17 protein-coding genes and 2 pseudogenes are annotated in these 20,093 nt (G+C 51.0%); 14 read left to right on the top strand and 5 right to left on the bottom strand.

Annotated features, from left to right (window positions below; all coding sequences use genetic code 11):
* Positions 1-572: 572 nt before the first annotated feature.
* Entirely contained in the window at positions 573-1,877 is a 1,305-nt protein-coding gene (locus tag PMI29_RS21625) for an NAD(P)/FAD-dependent oxidoreductase (RefSeq protein ID WP_007995753.1), read from the top strand.
* A 10-nt stretch (positions 1,878-1,887) separates the two neighbouring features.
* The gene (locus PMI29_RS30930) at positions 1,888-2,208 is read left to right on the top strand and encodes a DMT family transporter (RefSeq protein ID WP_081501643.1); all 321 of its coding nucleotides are present in this window, start codon (positions 1,888-1,890) and stop codon (positions 2,206-2,208) included.
* A gap of 22 nt (positions 2,209-2,230) precedes the next feature.
* On the opposite strand, the gene PMI29_RS31930 is transcribed toward PMI29_RS30930, so the two are convergent.
* Positions 2,231-2,569, bottom strand: coding sequence for a hypothetical protein (locus PMI29_RS31930; protein WP_157221353.1), 339 nt, complete (start codon positions 2,567-2,569; stop codon positions 2,231-2,233).
* Positions 2,570-3,131: 562 nt separating this feature from the next.
* Here PMI29_RS31930 and PMI29_RS33020 point away from each other — a divergent pair.
* The 12 genes and pseudogenes from PMI29_RS33020 to PMI29_RS21680 all read left to right on the top strand — a co-directional run.
* A pseudogene (locus PMI29_RS33020) lies at positions 3,132-4,223 on the top strand (PDC sensor domain-containing protein); the annotation flags it as partial.
* Between the two features lie 390 nt (positions 4,224-4,613).
* Positions 4,614-5,129 (top strand): annotated as a pseudogene (locus tag PMI29_RS33015) (methyl-accepting chemotaxis protein); the annotation flags it as partial.
* 170 nt (positions 5,130-5,299) lie between these two features.
* Positions 5,300-6,784: an aldehyde dehydrogenase gene (locus PMI29_RS21635; RefSeq protein ID WP_007995748.1), complete on the top strand. Its 1,485-nt coding sequence runs from the start codon at positions 5,300-5,302 to the stop codon at positions 6,782-6,784.
* A gap of 10 nt (positions 6,785-6,794) precedes the next feature.
* Entirely contained in the window at positions 6,795-8,021 is a 1,227-nt protein-coding gene (locus PMI29_RS21640) for an NAD(P)/FAD-dependent oxidoreductase (RefSeq protein ID WP_007995746.1), read from the top strand.
* A gap of 39 nt (positions 8,022-8,060) precedes the next feature.
* Entirely contained in the window at positions 8,061-9,461 is a 1,401-nt protein-coding gene (locus tag PMI29_RS21645; RefSeq protein WP_007995744.1) for an aldehyde dehydrogenase family protein, read from the top strand.
* Between the two features lie 3 nt (positions 9,462-9,464).
* Positions 9,465-10,748, top strand: a complete 1,284-nt coding sequence (locus PMI29_RS21650) for an aspartate aminotransferase family protein (protein WP_238541641.1) — start codon at positions 9,465-9,467, stop codon at positions 10,746-10,748.
* A 24-nt stretch (positions 10,749-10,772) separates the two neighbouring features.
* Positions 10,773-11,093: a 2Fe-2S iron-sulfur cluster-binding protein gene (locus PMI29_RS21655; protein ID WP_007995741.1), complete on the top strand. Its 321-nt coding sequence runs from the start codon at positions 10,773-10,775 to the stop codon at positions 11,091-11,093.
* A 36-nt stretch (positions 11,094-11,129) separates the two neighbouring features.
* A complete protein-coding gene (gene speB / locus PMI29_RS21660) occupies positions 11,130-12,080 on the top strand; it encodes an agmatinase (RefSeq protein WP_007995739.1) in 951 nt (316 codons plus the stop codon).
* 26 nt (positions 12,081-12,106) lie between these two features.
* Positions 12,107-13,336, top strand: a complete 1,230-nt coding sequence (locus PMI29_RS21665; RefSeq protein ID WP_007995738.1) for a cytochrome P450 — start codon at positions 12,107-12,109, stop codon at positions 13,334-13,336.
* A 9-nt stretch (positions 13,337-13,345) separates the two neighbouring features.
* On the top strand, positions 13,346-14,149 hold the full coding sequence (locus PMI29_RS21670; protein WP_007995737.1) for a coniferyl-alcohol dehydrogenase: 804 nt from the start codon (positions 13,346-13,348) through the stop codon (positions 14,147-14,149).
* Positions 14,150-14,214: 65 nt separating this feature from the next.
* Positions 14,215-15,597: an aspartate aminotransferase family protein gene (locus PMI29_RS21675; RefSeq protein WP_007995736.1), complete on the top strand. Its 1,383-nt coding sequence runs from the start codon at positions 14,215-14,217 to the stop codon at positions 15,595-15,597.
* A gap of 429 nt (positions 15,598-16,026) precedes the next feature.
* Entirely contained in the window at positions 16,027-17,196 is a 1,170-nt protein-coding gene (locus PMI29_RS21680; protein WP_007995735.1) for an MFS transporter, read from the top strand.
* Positions 17,197-17,295: 99 nt separating this feature from the next.
* On the opposite strand, the gene PMI29_RS21685 is transcribed toward PMI29_RS21680, so the two are convergent.
* The 4 genes from PMI29_RS21685 to PMI29_RS21695 all read right to left on the bottom strand — a co-directional run bounded on the left by PMI29_RS21685 (position 17,296) and on the right by PMI29_RS21695 (position 20,063).
* Complete coding sequence (locus tag PMI29_RS21685) at positions 17,296-18,033, bottom strand: HNH endonuclease (protein ID WP_007995734.1); 738 nt, start codon at positions 18,031-18,033, stop codon at positions 17,296-17,298.
* Positions 18,034-18,245: 212 nt separating this feature from the next.
* The gene (locus PMI29_RS21690) at positions 18,246-18,833 is read right to left on the bottom strand and encodes a TetR/AcrR family transcriptional regulator (protein ID WP_007995732.1); all 588 of its coding nucleotides are present in this window, start codon (positions 18,831-18,833) and stop codon (positions 18,246-18,248) included.
* Positions 18,826-19,056, bottom strand: a complete 231-nt coding sequence (locus PMI29_RS0129950) for a hypothetical protein (protein WP_033052160.1) — start codon at positions 19,054-19,056, stop codon at positions 18,826-18,828. The genes PMI29_RS21690 and PMI29_RS0129950 overlap by 8 nt, the downstream gene beginning before the upstream one ends.
* Entirely contained in the window at positions 19,053-20,063 is a 1,011-nt protein-coding gene (locus tag PMI29_RS21695) for an AraC family transcriptional regulator (protein ID WP_007995730.1), read from the bottom strand. Before PMI29_RS21695 ends, PMI29_RS0129950 begins: the two co-directional genes overlap by 4 nt.
* Between the last annotated feature and the right edge of the window lie 30 nt (positions 20,064-20,093).

Here is a 20,093-nt window from a genome sequence, read left to right as displayed (position 1 = left end):
AGGCATGGAGGTGTCTACGAAACCCGGGGCGATTCAGTTATAGTATTTGTTTGGAGGTTGTTTTGGTGCGTTGCAAGTGATCTGCTGGGGCTTATATCAAGACCAATGCTCGATTTTATATGGTGGTAGACGTCTCAGTAGACGATGATTCTACAAGGGCATAACGCACGAGCAAAATGTAAGCAATTGTAATCATCAACGTCTATATCTAGCCTGAATACTCGGTCAAATAATGCAAAATCTGCTCGCTGGTCTAATCAGCACATTTTTGGCCTCCTGCGCTATAGATGACCGGGGCGCATGAAGGCAAGATCTCCTCTCAAGCATGATCAGCACCAACGAATACAGAAAACCAATACAGCTCCAACCAACATCAACCAAACAAAGGTTAGTTTCAAGTTTTAGTATCTAACGCTTTACCCTTTAAACAAAACTATCACCAAAAGAATAAATACAAAAAACAATTCTACAGCGTCATAACTGACTATGAGAAAGGTGAGTGTTTAACTTTTGGAGATATACATGTACGCAATGCCTTCTTGCCTGAGTATTCCGGTGAATGGAGTCTACTCATGAGCACATCCAAGCGAATCGTAATCGTGGGCACAGGCTTCGGCGGACTCGCCGCAGCCAAAGCACTGTCTGGAAAAGCCTGCGAAGTCACTTTGGTGGATAGGTGTAATCACCATCTTTTCCAACCTCTGCTCTACCAAGTAGCCACAGCGATGCTGTCTCCAGCAGACATAGCGACTGCGACCCGCACAATAATCAGAGCTCAGAACCTTCGCATCGTCATGGCAGAAGTGATCGGTGTAGACGTGAATAAAAAGCGCCTAGTGACTAAAACCAATGATGATCTGCCATACGATTATCTGGTACTGGCAACGGGTGCTGATTACAGTTTCTTTGGAAATGATGAATGGGCCCTGCATGCTCCAGTTCTCAAATCATTAGAGGACGCATTGACGATACGCGAGAAGCTTCTCAGTAACTTTGAACAAGCCGAACGCAGCAAAGACGTCGCTCGAATTCAGAATTTACTAACGTTTATTGTGGTGGGAGCGGGCCCAACAGGAGTGGAGATGGCCGGAGCTATCGCGGAGCTCGCTAAGACTGCCCTTACACGTGACTTCAAAAGCATTGACACCAAGCATCTGAGAATCCTTCTGGTTGAGGCTGGCAGTACAGTTCTGTCGGCTTTTCCTGAGGGACTGTCGTCATACGCCGTTCAAGCGTTAAGAACGTTAGGCGTAGAAGTACACTTGGGCAGGCCAGTGAAGACAATTACGGACTCCGGGATCATGTTGGGTAACACCTGGATCGCGAGCAATAGCGTCATATGGTGCGCCGGCACCCAAGCCCGACCGGCAGCAACCTGGATTGGTGCTGAAGCGGCTCGTAATAAGGCGATCATCGTGAATGACGATTGCTCGGTGCCGGGCAATCCAGAAATCTTCGCAATAGGTGACGTCGCCTGCTACCAAGCAGATTTGAATCGACCACTCCCAGGGATTGCCCCAGTTGCCAAACAGCAAGGTGCATATGTCGCCAAGGCGATCCTTGCCCGTATACAAGGCAAACCCAGAGTTCCTCCGTTCAAGTATCGCAATTGGGGAACGATGGCAGTCATTGGTCGATCCCACGCGGTTGCCGACTTTGGAAAGATTCGCCTGAAGGGCTTCACCGGCTGGTTAGCCTGGTCACTCGTTCATCTCTTGCTCCTGATTGATTTCCGCAGCCGCACTTCCGTGTATTTGAACTGGTCATGGGCCTGGTTCACTCGTGGTCGCTCTGCAAGGCTTCTAACAGGTGTTCAACGAAAGAAAAACCCTCCGAGCAACGCTGATTACGACTATGCAACGGAATCGAAAAGTTAAAGGGCTTGTGATGGCTTGGATCTATTTAATTATTGGCGGTTTGTTTGAAGTCGGATTTACGACGTGCATGCGCTACGCAGATGGTTTCAAAAATATTCCATGGACGTCAGCATTCATTGTTTGTATTGCCTTGAGCATGTACTTCCTCGAACTGGCGACTCGTAATATCCCATTAGGTACCGCTTACGCTATCTGGACAGGAATTGGTGCATTGGGGACTGTCGCAATAGGAATGATATGGTTTCAGGAACCATCCACGATAACGCGTGTACTTTTTATTGTAGGTCTCATTGCTTGCATCGCAGGGTTGAAGCTGACTTCAGGTCATTGAAAATGATATAGGTACGTGATCACTACAGGCTTCGAATTTTTAAACCATATTTATTACAAATGGAGCTTTCGTGGAAAACGAATGGATCGGTTACACCATTGTCAGCATGCTTATCGTGACGGGTTTTCTCATTCATGGAGTGAACTGGAGGGGATAGGCCTTTGGAAACATTCAATAAGCTGAACACAAGTCCTACAGAAATTTGAATCGCACTTTCATAGGGAATGTTACTCAGATGCCACGTTGGCATCCCGATTGGGCATTTGAGCGAGGAAAACCAAGGACGGTGCCTCCCGCTGCGATTTGTGATGGCCACATCAGCCAGGCTTGTGGGATGTTTGGCGACTTCAATCCCCTGCATAGACTCACCTACAGCGCGCCGGGTTCACAAACCGGTATCTCGGCAGAGGTGAGCACTAAAATATATGATTGCGCGGAATTATCTTGGGAAGATAAAAAATCTAACGTAGTAGTTTATGCAATCTTGTTCATCGGATGAGCCTTCCACCTTGGAAGCTGCAGAAATTTGGGTGTCCAGCCACTTGAGCATAAAAGCTATAAAGGAAGTCATAACGCCCACCAACACTCAGTCCTCAAAGCCTTTTTTAGCATGCTTATTCGAGCATAAAAAGCAAAAAAATTGAGCCTTTAATAAAATTGGCCGCAGCGGTATTTTTTTGGCCGTTTGAGGCATTTCTGCCCACGTAAAGATACTTCAATATCAGTGAATTGCTCTCACTCACTCCGTCAACCAGTAACAGACATAGAAATACTCAAAGGGTATCCACGTGCAAATAACAATAAAAAATAAAATTACGATACTGGCCGGAATTTGCTTGCTCAGCGTCGTAGCTGTATTACTAGGAAGCACAGCCTCCCAATCGAAATCAAATATTAATTATATAAAAACAAAAACCTTAAATATGATAGACGATGCGGCCATCAGTAGAATGCAATCTAACGGCGAGATACAGGCCTTAAAAATCCAAGCCTATTTTATCCGGTCGTACTTATACGGTTCTGGAGTCGCAGAGCAGATCAAAAAACAGCGAGAACTGGGAAATCATTTCGCCATTACTACCGACCAATCCCGAGATTCGTTGCACCAACAGATAAAGCTTGCACTGGCGACAAACCCCAACATTTTAAGTCTCTATGTTGTTTTCAATAACGATGCCCTAGACGGTCAGGACAAGAAATTTGTAGGCAGAACCGACCTTGCCAGCACAGATAGCGGAAGGTTCGCCAGCTACTGGATTAGAAAGGAAGGCGCGATTAATGCGCTTACCGTCACCGAGAAGATGATAAGCGATACGTCACCAATGCTAGATGGCACGCCATTCAACTCTTGGTTCACCTGCCCCAAGACAACGATGAAACCCTGCATTCTAAACCCCTACAAGGAAGAGCTCGGCTCGAACTCAAATTTGATAACATCAATCACCTTCCCATTGATTGAGAATGAGAAGGTGATCGCTGTATTTGGAATGGATATAAATCTGCAGCAGTTACAAAGCCTCGCAAAGATCAGTAGCGAAAGCCTTTATGATGGCGCTAGCAATGTCAGCATCATCAGCTCAGCTGGATTACTAGCGGCTCACAGCGGTGATGAAATCCAGTTGGGTAACCAATTGGATGCAGTCTACGGCCCCGACGCCGCACAAATACGTGAAGGCTTAAATTCTCCAAAGGGCTCAGTAATACGCACGCATGACAAGCTACGTGTCTTGAAAAGCTTTTCCCCTATTCCCGAAACGCCTGCCTGGATGATCCTACTCGACACTCCAGAATCTGTACTTTTTGAACCCGCAAAAAAACTAGAGAGCGAACTGGATATTCAAGCCAGTCAAACCAGTCGGCAAAACTTTTTGATCGGGATAGGCGCAACGCTCTTAGGCCTAATCGTTTTATGGTTCGCTGCAAGGGGTATTACCAGGCCAATAGTCTCCGTATCAACAATGCTGAAAGACATTGCGACCGGTGAAGGTGACCTAACGCGAAGGCTCAATCACCGTGCACGTGATGAGTTGGGGGAGCTTGCATCATGGTTTAACACGTTCCTCGACAAGCTTCAGCCAATCATCGCCGAGGTGAAGCAGTCAGTTCATCAAGCGAGGGACACTGCCGATCGCTCTTCGAAAATCGCCCAAGAAGCAAGTGCAGGGATGTTTCAGCAATATCGCGAAATTGAGCAAATCGCCACAGCCTCACATGAAATGAGCGCCACAGCCCAGGACGTAGCCAAAAGCGCCGCTCAAGCAGCCACCGCAGCCAAGAACGCAGATGATGCAACGAGCGAAGGTCTCGTAGTAATTGATGCTACGACAAAGAAAATTGGAATGCTGGCTCAAGAGATGGACGCAATGATGGGCCAAGTGAAGACGCTGGCCGTCAACAGCGACCAAATAGGTTCGGTTTTAGACGTGATTAAGTCCATCGCCGAACAGACCAACCTTCTGGCATTGAACGCCGCAATTGAAGCAGCCCGAGCAGGAGATGCTGGCCGTGGCTTCGCCGTTGTCGCGGATGAAGTCAGAAATCTCGCCAGAAGAACTCAAGAGTCGGTCGAAGAGATCCGGTTGGTGATTGAGGGACTGCAGCAAGGCACTCGAAATGTCGTGGGTGCTATCGGGGGTAATCACAGACAGGCCCAGGATAGCGTTGAGCAGGTCGGCTCTGCCGTGGAAGCCCTTCAACGCATTGGCGCTGCTGTGCGCGTTATTAACGACATGAACCTTCAAATCGCTACTGCAGCCGAGGAGCAAAGCTCCGTGGCCGAAGAAATCAATCGCAATATCGCTGGCGTGCGGGGGGTCACAGAGTCCCTGAAGACACAAGCTGACGAATCTTCCCAAATCAGCAGCGCCCTGAACGACCTCGCCAGCCAGCAGCAGGTTTTGATGGATCATTTCAAGGTTTAGGGATCCTTGCCCTCTCCTTTCAATGAATGAGAAAGACCAACGGTCTTTTTTTAACACAACTGTCGTGCTATAAAGATTCAAAACGTCCTACAGGATTTCGGCAAGGCTCCACGCGGCCACCGATCTACCTCTAGGACACCTACAAAAATGTACCTGGAGGTTGAAATTCGATGATTCGTACTCGTGAGTATTGGCAGGTCAAGAGTGCAGGCTTGAGCCCAGAAGGTAGAGCTTTCATTGATGGCGAATACGTCGATTCGGTCTCTGGGAGAACCTTCGACTGCGTTAATCCAGCGACCGGAAAAGTAATCGCGAAAATTGCCGACTGCGATCAAGCCGATGTGAATCTGGCCGTACAGGTCGCCAAAGAGCGCTTCGAAAGCGGCGTCTGGGCAAAGCGCTCCCCTACCGAGCGAAAAAACGTTCTGTTGAAATTGGCATCGCTCCTGAAGGACAACATGGAGGAGCTATCACTTCTCGAGTCCATGGATATGGGTAAACCTGTTGAGGTTTCCTATAGCTACGAAATGCCGGAACTGGTGGCGTATGTCCAATGGATCGCCGAAGCAGTCGACAAGCTTTACGACGAAGTTGCACCGACTGGTCAAGGTGACCTGGCGCTGATTCGTCGGGAAGCTCTGGGTGTCGTCGCTTGCGTGGTGCCATGGAACTTCCCACTGGATATGGCCATCTGGAAATGCGTTCCTGCGTTGGCCATGGGCAACTCCGTTGTGCTCAAACCCGCTGAACAATCGCCCCTGACAGCTATCAAGCTCGCTGCACTCATGAAGGAAGCTGGTATCCCGGACGGTATATTCAATGTCGTCACCGGCTACGGTGAAGCTGTCGGTGCCCCACTCGGCCTGCACATGGATGTCGCCTGCCTGGCATTCACAGGCTCAACCGAAGTCGGTAAATATTTCCTCCGCTACTCTGCCGAATCGAACATGAAGCTAGTGTGGTTGGAGTGTGGTGGCAAAAGTCCAAACATCGTTTTTGCGGACACCGAAAATCTGGATCTGGCAGCAGAGCTTGCCGCTCGAGTTTTCTACAACCAAGGTGAAGTCTGTTCTTCCCCAACGCGCCTGCTCGTTGAGGAAAGCATCCATGACGAGTTCGTTAGCAAGGTCGTGAAATACGCCGAAGCCTACGAACCAGCAGACCCTCTTGCACCAGAAGCACTCATGGGTTCGATGGTAGAAACACTGCACACGCAGCGTGTCATGAAATTCGTTGAGCAAGGAAAGAAGGAAGCAACACTCACCTATGGCGGCGAGCTGGTTTGTATCAATGACAGCGAAAACTTCATCCGCCCAACCATCTTCACCAACGTCACAAACGAAATGCAGGTCGCACGTGAAGAAATCTTCGGCCCTGTTCTCAGCATTCTGAAATTCAAGTCTGAAGAAGAAGCCGTAGCCATAGCCAACGACTCGATCTATGGGCTGATGGCTTCTGTGTTCACGTCCAACCTGTCCCGGGCACACCGCGTTGCCGAAGCACTCAAAGCCGGCACCGTCACGGTGAATACGGTCGACATGATTTCTCCTTTGGTGCCATTTGGTGGGGTCAAGCAATCCGGTAACGGTCGCGACAACTCGCTGCACGCTTTCGAAAAATACTCAGCACTTAAAACCACCTGGATCAAGTATTGAGGTAATGGCCATGAACAACAATGAAACTATCGTGGTCATCGGAGCTGGGCAGGCAGGCTTCCAAGTCACTGCCTCGCTTCGTCAGAGTGGCTTTAAAGGTCGACTGGTGATTATCGGTGATGAGTCCAACATCCCTTATCAGCGCCCTCCACTTTCCAAGGCATACCTTAAGCATCAGGCGGATGAAACCTCCATCCAATTGAGACCTGCTGAGTTTTACTCAGAGAACGACATCAAGCTGGTTTGCGGCGATACGGTTGAACACATCAACCGCAAACTCAAAACGGTGCTCACCAAGGGTGGAAGGTCATTCAATTATGACAAGCTCGTTCTGGCCACGGGGACGCGCCCGCGTGAACTGACAATCGAAGGTTCTAACCTGCAAGGCGTCCACTCGCTGCGCTCTTTTCTACATGCCGCAAACCTGCGGGATGACATCAGCAGCAATCAAAACATCGTCATCATCGGCGGTGGATTTATCGGCTTGGAAGTGGCGGCTTGTGCGGCAGGGCTCGGTAAAAACGTGACGGTGCTTGAGTATTCGTCGCGTTTGATGGAGCGAGCAGTTTCCCCGGTTAGCTCAGAGTTCTTCAAAAGCTATCAGCAAAGCATCGGCGTAAATGTCGTCACCGGTGCCCGCATCACGAAACTTACCGGTTCGGAACGCGTGCAGCAGGTGCATCTGGAAAATGGCGAAACAATTGATTGCGATCTGGTTCTCGTCGGTGTCGGTGCACTGCCCAACATTGAACTGGCACAAGCCGCTGGATTGGATTGTGACAACGGAATCCTGGTTGATGAGTTCGCCGTGACCTCTGACCCAGACATCCTCTCAGCTGGCGACTGCACCAATCACCCCAATCAGTATGCCGGTGGCCGATTCCGTCTGGAGTCGGTTCAGAACGCTATCGACCAGGCCAAAGTGGTCGCCTCCACGCTTCTCGGACAGCGCGTTGCCTACCACATCGCACCTTGGTTCTGGTCGGATCAAGGCGAGATAAAACTTCAAACTGTCGGCCTACCTATTGGGACGGATCAGTACGTTGTTCGCGGAGACCTGGAGCAGCGCAAATTCAGCGTTTTCCATTATCGCCAAGGAAAACTGATCGCGGTTGAAAGCATCAATTCCGCTGGCGACCACATGGTTGCGCGAAAGCTGATTACGGCAGGCATCAGTCCGATTCCAGAGAAGGTTAGTGCTCTGGATGTAGAGCTGAAATCACTCCTGGCCAGCTAATCCCCGAGTTCCATTTTTCATCTCTCCGGACACGTACACATGAGCGAAATGATCAAAGTTATCGCGCCTTTTGATGGCAAAGAAATAGCCGAAATCCGCGCAAATACAGAACAAGAAATCGAGCAGGCGATTGCAACTGCCCATGATTTGTTCCGCAATCGTAAAGGCTGGCTGAAAAAGGCTGAGCGAATCGAAATCTTGCGTAAAGCTGCGACATTGATTGGGGTGCGTCGTGAAGAGCTGGCGCGCATCGTTGCTCAAGAAAGCGGAAAACCGCTTAAAGATTCGTTGATCGAAGTAGACCGTGGCATCGATTGTCTGCACATCTGCATCGAAGAAATCCGAGGCAAAGCCGGTTCCGTCATTCCCATGGACTTGAACGCAACGTCGGCCGGCCGTATCGCCTTCACACAGCATGAGCCTATTGGTGTCGTGGTGGGCGTTAGTGCGTTCAACCATCCGTTCAACCTGGTCGTTCACCAAGCTGCCCCTGCCATCGCTGTGGGGGCACCGGTAATCATCAAGCCAGCGGTAAAAACGCCGATGAGCGCCTACGCGTTCATCAATATTCTCTACGAGGCAGGCCTGCCTAAAGCCTGGGCCCAAATCGTTTTGCCGAACAGCAACGATCTCATCGTTAAGCTTGTCGCTGACTCCCGAGTAGGCTTTTTCTCATTCATCGGTTCGGCTGCAGTGGGCTGGATGTTGCGCTCCAATTTGGCTGCCGGCACCCGTTGTGCATTGGAGCACGGCGGTGTAGCACCTGTGATCGTTGCCGAAGACGCCGATCTCGAAATGGCTCTTCCGCGTTTGGCCCGTGGTGGTTTCTGGCACGCCGGACAGGCCTGCGTATCTGTACAACGCGTTTTCGCAGATCGAAAAATTGCGAAGAAGGTTGCACAAGGACTCGCTGAGCTGGCATCTAAAGCAATCGTTGGAGACCCCCTGTCTCTTGATACTGACGTCGGCCCTCTGATTTCACACAGCGAGATCAATCGAATCGATCAGTGGGTTACAAGCGCAATCGATGGCGGCGCTCAACTCATCTGCGGTGGTGAGCGCATCTCGGATAGCTGCTACAGCCCTACCGTTCTCCTCGATCCGCCGAAAGATTCCGATGTGATGCGCAAGGAAGTCTTCGGCCCGGTCATCTGTGTGTACAGCTACGACAGCCTCGATGAGGCACTGCACGAAGCAAATTCCCTGCCCTTCTCTTTCCAGGCAGCCGTGTTCACTCAGAACGTGGATACCGCCCTGTACTGCTACCGGCACCTGGACGGGACTGCGGTGATGGTTAACGAAAACACCCTATTCCGAGTCGACTGGATGCCTTTCGCAGGCGCCCGACACTCAGGTCATGGCGTGGGTGGCATTCCTTACACCATGCACGAAATGCAGATCGAAAAAATGATGGTTTGGCGCTCCGACGTACTGAATTGAGAAATGGCGATGACTAACAAAGACCTTTTGACCCGACGCGACCGTGCACTCCCTCGCGGTGCCGCGACTTCCCATCCTGTATTCGTCCAGCGTGCCGAAGGCAGCGAACTCTGGGATGTTGAAGGCCAGCATTACGTCGACTTTGCCTCGGGTATTGCCGTGAACAATACCGGCAACCTGCACCCAAAAGTGGTTAAGGCAATTCAGAATCAACTCACGCAATACGCGCACATCGGTTTTCCAGTGATTTCTTGCGAACCGTATGTGCAACTCTGTGAGCGACTGAACACGCTCGCTCCAATTGAAAATTCGAAATCCGTGCTTTTCACCACGGGCGCTGAAGCCACTGAGAACGCCGTCAAAGTTGCTCGTTTTCACACCGGTCGCCAAGGCGTTGTGACTTTCACCGGCTCGTTTCACGGTCGGACACAACTCGCACTCGCGATGACAGGTAAGGTTCTGCCACTTCGCTCGGGTGTGACGCCATCACAAGCAGGCATTTTCCAGGTGCCATTCCCGATCCCCCATCACGGGACGTCGGAAGAGGAAAGCTTGCGAGCGCTCGATCACCTGTTCCGCGCGAGCATCGCTCCGGATCAGGTCGCTGCCATCGTGATTGAGCCGGTTCAGGGCGAAGGTGGTTTCTACCAAGCGTCGAAACCGTTCCTTCAGCGCCTGCGCGCCATCTGCGATCAGTATGGAATCTGCCTCGTTGTCGACGAAGTGCAATCCGGATTTGGTCGCACAGGCAAGTTCTTCGCTGTCGAGCACGCGGACATTGAGCCCGACCTGATCTGTGTTGGTAAAGCTATGGGCGGTGGCTTGCCGCTCGCTGGCTTGATTGGTCGTGCCGAAGTGATTGACGGCCCTCCACCAGGCTTCTTGGGCGGTACCTTCGCGGGCAACCCACTGGCCTGTGCCGCTGCAAACGCAGTGCTCGACGTAATTGAAAGTGAACAACTGCTCCAGCGCGCCACGCAGATTGGCGAGCGGATTCAGGCGTTCCTGGCCGACCTCAAAAACAGCACCGATTCAACTGTTCTGCCGATTGGCGATATCCGTGCTCTAGGCGCAATGGTCGCCTTTGAAATTGTCACCGAGCTCGGTTCGAACACTCCGGACGCGGAAGCAACCAAACGCGTTGCGACTACCGCTCGAGAGCTTGGTTTGCTGTTGCTGCCGTGCGGCTACTACGGCAACACCATTCGCGTCTCCACACCTCTGAACATCAATGACGACATCCTGGAAATCGGACTTTCCCGCCTTGCCTTGGCGATGAAGGCTTAACTCCATCCAGTCGAGATAATAAAAATGGTCAAGATTACTTTCGTGCAACCTGATGGTTCCTCCGTCGACGTAGACGCAAAAGTTGGCGGCACCGTCATGGAGGCAGCGGTCAACAACCTGGTCAAAGGAATTGAAGCTGATTGTGGCGGCTCGTGCGCGTGCGCGACCTGCCACGTCTACATCGCCCCCGAGTGGAGAGAAAAGCTCCAGGGCGCCGAAGTCATGGAAGCCGACATGCTGGAATACGCATATGAGCCGGATGCCAACAGCCGACTTTCTTGCCAGCTCAGGATCACTCCTGAAATGGAAGGCTTAGTCATCAATGTACCAAGTCAGCAAAGCTGATCTGGTCACATCACTGTTGGATAAAGAGGTACTCCTATGAACTTCAATCAACCCTTGGGCGGAAACCAAATGCCTCGCTTCGGTGGCATTCCGACCATGCTGCGTCTTCCGTCAGCGGAAACAACCGAAGGCCTTGACGCGTGCTTTGTCGGAGTACCGCTTGATATTGGCACCTCCAACCGCTCAGGCACTCGAATGGGGCCACGTAGCATTCGAGCAGAGTCGTGCCTACTACGACCGTTCAACCTGGCAACCGGCGCGGCGCCTTTTGAAAGTATCCAGGTCGCAGACATCGGTGATGTCGCAATCAACACATTCAATTTGCCTGACGCGGTCAGACGTATCGAGGAATCGTACGACATCATTCTTAAACATGATGTCGCACCTCTCACGCTCGGTGGCGATCACACCATTACCTACCCAATTCTTCAGTCAATTGCGAAGAAGCATGGGCCAGTCGCGCTCATCCATATCGATGCGCATGCTGATGTTGGCGAACACATGTTTGGTGAACGTATCGCTCACGGCACGACCTTTCGACGTGCCTATGAAGATGGCTTGATCAACCCGAACCTCACCTTCCAGATTGGATTGCGAGGTACTGGCTATTCACCAGATGACTTCAATTGGTCGCGAAGCAAAGGGTTCACCGTCGTGACTTCCGATGAGTGTTACGGCATTTCCTTGGAGCCTCTGATGAAGAGCATCCGAGAGAAAATCGGTGATCACAAAGTCTACATTTCCTTCGATATTGATGGGCTCGATCCATCGGTAGCACCGGGCACTGGCACACCCGAAATCGGTGGCCTAACCGCCTATCAAGGTCAACAAATCGTACGCGGCTGCAAGGGGCTGAATGTCATCGGCGGCGACGTGGTTGAAATATCACCGCCCTATGACCAATCCGGCAACACCTCTCTGCTTGGTGCAAACCTTTTGTTTGAAATGCTCTGCGTACTGCCGGGCGTCAAATATCACAACGTCTAATAAAAAACATCTGTAGGTATAAGTCCATGAGCCGCATTGATGTCGATAGCATAAACTTGGCCGATCTCAACTTCTGGAAGCGCCATGATCGCGAGGAAGCTTTCGCAGCCCTTCGGGCCAATAAACCAGTCACTTGGAGCGAGTTCCCTGAAGGATCCCCAGAGTACGGAAGCGAAGGGTTTTGGTCGGTTACGCGATACGACGACGTTGTCGCCGTGAGCGGCGATGCAAAAACCTTTATCAGCGGACAAGGAACCATCCTTGGCGATCAGAGTGTTGAAGAGGCGCATCAAGAGGGCTGGTTCCTCAACATGGATGCACCACAGCACTTCAAGCTCCGCCAGGTCGTTGCTCGCGCCTTTTCTCCACAAGGCGTGGCCAAAATGACGGACGCAGCTAAACGCTATGCCGTTGAAGTAGTAGCAGCGGCGAAGGAGCGTGGCGAATGTGACTACGCCCGAGACGTAGCCCAAGCATTTCCAGTGGAAGTTGTGTGTGACTTCCTCGGCGCACCGAAAGAAAACCGCAAACGTCTACACGAACTCACCGTCACTGCACTGGCAGGCGACACCCTAGGTGAAAATGCAATCCCAGCTATCACCAGCGCTTTTGCTGAGCTCAATGACTATGGGCGTCAGCTCGCGGTAGAAAAGCGTAAGAATCCAGGGGACGACATTCTTTCGCTGATCTTGGCTGCCGAAGTAGAAGGCAAGAAGCTCAATGACGTAGAGGCCGGCTACTTCTTTCAACTGCTGGTGACTGCGGGCATGGAGACCACCGGTACTGTGGGTGCACATGCAATGAAGTGCTTCCTCGAGTTTCCGGATCAGATGAAGATCTGGGCTAACAACCCGGCTGCAGTTGCGGTGACAGGGTTTGAAGAACTGGTTCGCTGGGTAACTCCAGTCATGCACATGCGCCGCACGGCGACCCGTGATACTGAGATCAATGGCCAACACATCGCTGAAGGTCAGAAAGTCGTCATGTGGTACAACTCGGCTAACCGCGATGACAGCAAATTCGAAAACCCTAATAAATTCGACGTGCTTCGTTCACCGAATCCTCATCTCGGTTTCGGGGGTGGCGGTCGCCATACCTGCCTGGGTGCACACCTCGCACGACTCGAACTGCCGTTCTTGATTGCGGAGACTCTCAAAGAGTTTAAGAACATCGAATTGACTGCAGAACCAGAGATGATTCCGTCCCGTTTCATCAACGGAATTGCCTCGCTTCCTATCCGTTTTACTGCAGCCTGAGGAAAGACCATGTCATTTGCTAACAAGCGTTATGTCGTAACTGGCGTGTCCTCTGGTGTGGGTAATGCGACTGCCAAACTGCTCAAGGCTGCAGGCGCAATTGTGGTGGGCATCGATGTAAAAGAAGTCGCTGGCGCCTGTGATGAGTTCATCCTCTGCGACCTGTCGAACCCAAGCTCCATTGATGAGGCAGTAGCCCAGATCATTGAGCCAATTCATGGCTTGGCCAACATCGCGGGCATCCCGGGAATTTTCCCAAGCGAGTTGGTCTTCAAGGTCAATTATCTTGGCCTACGCCGTCTGACAGATACTTTGCTTCCAAGACTTGAAAGCGGTGCCTCAGTAGTTAACTGCGCATCTACAGCTGGTGCAGGTTGGCGAAACCGCAAAGATGCGTGTGTTGAGATTCTGAGTGAAAGCGACTGGGAGGACAGTCTGCGCGCGTTCAAAGCAATGGACATGAACGCCATCACTACCTACGACTTCACCAAGGAAATTGTCATCCTCTACACCATGCTGATTTCAAGCTCTCAGCGACACAGGGGTGTTCGCGTCAACTCCATCAGCCCTGGTGCGGTGCAGACCCCCATTCTGCAGGACTTCTACAGCACCATGGGCACGGAGCTTTTGGATGGTCTAAAGCAACAAGCCGGTGGTCGTGATGCCTATCCCGAAGAAATTGCCAACGCCGTCTTGCTCATGCTCGATCCGAAGGGCTTTTGGGTCAACGGTACGGATCTGATCGTTGATGGCGGTGCTGAGGTTTCAATGAATCTTGGCGACCTGGCGGCTGCTCCTCTGCCGTTCAACTAAACAAGTCTGCCTAAAACTTAGGGCTGGAATTATCCAGCCCTTTCAAGCCTGTGAGCGGTACCAAAATGAACAACAACCTTCGCACACTTGCTCAAAAGGATATGAATAGTCAGCTGCATTCTTACACCGACGCTCGTATGCACGAGGAAATCGGCCCTCTGGTAATCGACAGAGGCGAAGGAATCTACGTATATGACGACCAGGGTAAGCAATACATTGAGGCCATGTCTGGTCTGTGGAGTGCAGCCCTCGGCTTCAACAATGAACGCCTAATAAATGCAGCAGAGAAGCAACTGCGGACTCTGCCCTTCTATCACACGTTCAATCATAAGACGCATGCTTCCAGTGTGTTGCTGGCGGACGAATTGATTCGTCTGGCCCCTGTTCCTATGAGCAAGGTGTTTTTCACGAATTCGGGATCAGAAGCCAACGACACCATCGTTAAGCTGATCTGGTACCGAAACAATGCCATTGGTAAATCGGCCAAGAAAAAACTCATAAGCCGCTTGAACGCATATCACGGTGTAACCGTCATGAGCGCAAGCCTTACGGGGTTGCCAGGTAACCACAAAGGCTTTGACCTGCCGCTACCAAACATTTACCACCTGACGTGCCCCCATCATTATCGCAATAGCCGACTAGGTGAAACCGAAGAGCAATTTTCGGATCGGCTTGCCGCAGAGCTGGAAAGTTTGATCCTTCGCGAAGGGCCTGAGACAGTCGCCGCATTTTTTGGCGAGCCATTGATGGGTGCCGGTGGAGTGATTGTTCCACCACGCACCTACTGGCAAAAAATCCAGGCTGTTTGCAAAAAATACGACGTCCTCTTGGTAGCCGACGAAGTGATTTGTGGCTTCGGTCGAACCGGTGCGATGTTCGGCTGCGAGACCTTCGATATTCAGCCAGATGCGATGATCCTTTCAAAGCAGCTTTCGTCTTCCTATCAGCCTATCGCTGCAGTGCTGATCAACGAACGAATCTACCAAGGCATCGCTGACCAAAGCCATATCTATGGCAATTTGGGGCACGGTTTTACCGGCTCTGGTCATCCAGTCGCAACCGCCGTTGCCCTAGAAAACCTGAAAATCATCCAGGAAGACAATCTCGTTGCCAGAGCTCGTGACCTTGGCCAGATGCTGCATGCGAGCCTTAGCCAATTCACGAGCCATCCACTCGTAGGTGAGATTCGCGGCACCGGCCTGATTGCGGCGGTTGAGTTAGTGACTGATAAGCAGACTAAGGCTCCCTTCGCAGCTGTTGGGCATCTAGGTCGCAATCTCGCCGCGCGAACGCAGCACCACGGAATGATCACAAGGAACATTGGAGATGCAATCGCATTCTGCCCTCCGCTCATTACAACAGAGAAAGAAATCGGATTAATCGTTGATAGGTTTTCGATGGCGCTGGATGACACGACCAAATGGTACAGCGACCAAGAGAGTCGTTAACCCGAATTAGCTGGTGGCACCAGGCACCAGCTATGTTTTGCCCCGGCACACTCGGGGCTTTTTTCTCTGTCTAGGCGTAGATACCAACGTCTAACGCCGTAATCCATATAAGAAAACAGTTATATGCGGACGGCGTTTTATAATGAAATCCAGAGACACATTTTGTGTGGTTTATACTGTTTTACGCAGGCCATCTGGTTGGCCAGTAAGGCTTTATTTTGGCCAACCTTGCCATATCCCACTTGTGGCAGGAGGCGCAAAATACCAATCAGACTTCAGATCTACGCAAAATTTGTTGCTGGAGCATTACGGAATAATAATAAATAGCACGATGCTTATGCGATAAAATTAGTGCCGCCAGTGTGCGCGGACATCCTGTCAAATGTGTCATTAGTTTTTGACATATAATAAAAAATCAGAGGATGTGTTATGAGTACTGAAAACCAACACTATCAGGCAACCAAGCTACAACAGTTTGCCGCACTTTTACTTCCATGCTACGCATATATTGCCATGCTCGGAATCCCGATGTCGTTCAGCGGAATTATTGATGGATTTACTGTAAGTGCCGCAACTGCTACGGCAGCGACAACTGCAGAAATTATCTGCATTTCCATCGCATCGCTCTTCGTATCTCTAGTGCTCAGCCATCTTCGACCAAGAACAACGATAGTAATAGGTGTTGTACTTGCTATCGTAGGTCAGGCGCTCACCATTCAGACTACTGAATTTTATAACGTGGTCTTCTATCGTGGCATAACTGGCATTGGTGAAGGTCTATGCATTGCTATTGGCCTGGCAAGTCTCGCGCAAATGAACGGCGGCACTCGTCTTCTTTCGTACGCAAGCGGACTGACGGCAGCGCTGACGTTAGCTGCTTTCCTAGCTGTTCCCTCGCTGCAAGCGACGATTGGCCCGAAAGCGATGTTCTGGTTCATGCTCGTAGGAGCAGTGATATGCCTGCCTCTCGCGTTCGCACTGCCGAACAAAAAAATCGACCGTCTGATCGAAAACTCCTCCATTGGAAACGCCTTTAACATCCGCAGTGTTTCTCTGTTTGTTCTCTGCTTACTCACCAGTATCGGTGCAAACACCTGCTGGCTGTACTTTGAGCAAGTAGGTGAGAGTGCAGGCCTAGATCTGGCTCAGGTGGGTGTGGTTGGCTCTGTAAGCATGCTCTGCTCAATCTTGGTACCGGTTGCTGCCAACCTGGTGTTCAACCGAGTCAAATCTGTATTACCTCTTCTGGTGGCGTGCCTTCTGATGGCTGTTACCTCCTACCTGTACGTAGTGCCGAACGCTTCCGTTTACTGGACGATTGGTATCACCATGACCTTCCTGTACGTCTTCCTGATTGCTTATGCACGCATGTATTCCGCCGATTTCGATAGCAGTGGTCGCTCAACCGCAGCGGTCGGTGGCGCAGACTCTTTGGGTATGGTGATTGGGCCGGTGCTGGCTGCTGTGACACTGAATCTCGACGCTGGATTCCGGCCTTTAGGTGACTTCGGAGTGGTGATGCAGTTGCTGTGTATTGTCCCGGCGCTGTTCATCTTCATGGCATACCGTTCCAAAACTCGACCCCAAGCTAGCCACTGAAATGAACTGAGCCCTGGTGAATACCGGGGCTTTTTTTACGGGAGGACGCAACTCTTTCAGCCTGCAGAAATTGTGCATTGATTACCTCCAGTGGAGACATCAGTCATGCTCATTTCTCGCATCCCTGAGTATCTGCATCGCAGCCTGAAGGTGCCGCTCTTCGGGGCCCAGTGCTGATAAAAAGGAAAAAACTGCGGCGGTTTCGTACCAGTAGGTGGCATGGCTAAGAGCCGGCCGTAGCGCATCCAGCTGGTCACTTGTGAGGGACGCAGCGAATGCCCGTAGCCTGATCTCCGTCTGCTCACGACGTACATGGCATGGCCGGCACAATGCACGTAGCGCGCTGAGTGGGTACTCCCATGGCTCATAGGCCTGGCGCATGGTGGTGTAATAGCAATGATGGGCATCAAGTGGCTGTTTAACACCACAGTCCTGGCAGCTTTCTTTAGCTCTTTCTTTGACCAATGCTGCTTTTTTCGCCCAACGCGGGTCTCGTAGCTTGGTTGAGTAGCTGCCCGTGAGTCTTGAATAGTCATAGTCCTCTATCGGGTAGAAGCCCATCCACGAGTGTCCCAGTTCATACCAAAATCCAAATGACTCGACCAGATCATCAAATTCCTCGGTGTCACATCCTAAGTTCAACATCGTGTGCAACGTACTACCGTCAAAAACCAACACCAGCAAAGAGTCAGTTCCGTAGGTCTCACCTCTCGCTCTCCACTCATCGATGTCGATGAAGAATGCGTCACCAAGCATTTCCTCCTTGATCAACCATTCAGTGATTGCGGCGCGCATCCGCTCAAGGTTTAGCTTCATGTCGATCTGGACGAGCTGCATAGCTGAACTCCTCGTAAATGCTGCATCCGAAGGTACTCAGAACTCGTGTGGAAGCTGAATTGAGTGACAAATCCTACCATCCCGCAAGAAAAAAAATGGCGCTCACCGAGGGTGGACGCCATCTTCACATACAGATTTAAATTAGCGTTTAACGCCATGAAGAATTAAACATATCAACCAGCCAATTAATTACAGCAGACTCTTTAAGCTGATTATTTAAGTCTAGAAACGGCAGCGGTAATGAGACGAGCATGCTTCTCGTCTGGAAAGCGGGCTGGATCTAACAGAAATGAAACCAGCAACCCATCAGATATTGCGACAATAAAATCAACTTCATCTTCAAGTTCACCTTGAAGCTTAATCTCCTTATTCGCCACACCTTCGCTTATGTATTCGCGAATCTGTCTACGCGTAGCTTCATAAACCTCATGAAACTTACTTTTCAGCTTTGCGTCGTACGGAACCGCCGACCAAAACGATAATGAAATTATTGAGTCGATTTCACCTTCTGGGCTAGGTACCAATTCTTCGATAACAACACGAACCTTATCCACTGCACAGGTACACAGTGCAGCACGCTTCTCAATTCTAGCGTATGTATCCTCCGCGACAGCTTGAAAAGCAAAGTCGATGAGATCATCTTTATTAGAAAAGTAGTGCGCCAAGGTACCGCTGCTAAAGCCACCCTCACGAACAATCCCACGAATAGTGGTATTGGCAAGTCCATTCTTGCCAATGGATTTGAGCACCGCCTTGGTGATTTCTGCTTTCCGTAGTTCGTGATCGACTATCTTAGGCATGAGTTCCTGCAGCTTCCTTAGAAGGCATAAATGCGGGGAGAATGGCAGTCGACGTTGGAAAAATCAATCGATCCTGACTACCAACGCATTGCATGATCCCCCGCTGGTTAGAAGCCAATACGCCGTTAAAAACGACTGGCAGTTTTTCGTTCGTCCAATGCTCTTCATAGGCTTTCACCCTGCTCAGGAAGCAGTCCTTCCCCCGCTCAAGCGCCACCGTCATGCTTTGTATGCACCTGGTGCCTGGCCGCTCCATCTCTGGAAGGCACGTCGGAATCCAGCCCCGTCACAGAAACCTAATTTTTCGGCGATCTGATCCGTTTGGAGCTTCTCTTCCTTCAACATGGTTTTAGCCTTCTCAAATCGAACGTCATCCAGCAACTGCCGATAACTCGTTTTGAACACACCCAATTGGCGCCGCAATGTGCGTGACGAACAATGCATGCGTGAGGCAATTTCTTCTAATGGCAATGGTGCGTGCAACGTCTCAGCGATGATGGCTTTCACTTGGAATAGCCACTCTCGCTCAGCAGCAAATTCCCGGTTCTGCCTTCTGCATATTTCCAAGATTTCCAGATGGGAAACAGGATCGGCCAGCGGGAGAGCCTTGTCTAAATACTGCGCGGAAAAACGGAGATAATTCTTTGGTTGCTCGTTGAGCACGGTGCAGGTGAGCTGTTGAGCACATCGTTCACCGTGTTCGTCGCTTCGCTTACCTTCGAACCCGACACTCAAGAGCTGCAGCTCCTCGCCCAAAATATCGCTGCAGGTACGCTTGAAGGACGCTATCGCCAACTCCGCATACTCCGACTTAAGGTCGACGGCGCCGGTGTAATCACTGAAATTCAATCTGGCAATACCATCCGACTCCTCTAGCGAAATATTGAATCCGTTCGCTATCAGAGCCGGGAATTCAGCGGCTGCTGCCAATGCGGCTCTTAACGTGGGAGCGGTGAGAAACGCATACCCCAGCAAGCCGTACACCGACACCCTTGCTGCAAGGCCTATTTCGATACTGATGTTTCTGCCTGGCAACAACGCAACAACGTTTCGATAGACCAGATACTCGTCGGTAATTTTGACCTTGGTGGAAAGCTCATTGATCGTCTCCAGCGTCAAGCTGCTTCGCTGAAGCGCGAGTCGAGGATCAAGGCCTGCCTGCTCGACTTTTGCGACAAGACGGCTGGAGTGATGAACTGATGTTAACGAACAACTTCTCCAACTGCTCATAGACCACCCTTACGACCGTCATGAATTCAA

The sequence above is a fragment of the Pseudomonas sp. GM49 genome (genome assembly GCF_000282355.1).
In the GTDB taxonomy this organism is placed as follows: domain Bacteria; phylum Pseudomonadota; class Gammaproteobacteria; order Pseudomonadales; family Pseudomonadaceae; genus Aquipseudomonas.
The sequence above is the reverse complement of the archived record's forward strand: the minus strand, read 5'-3'. Positions and strand labels throughout refer to the sequence as shown.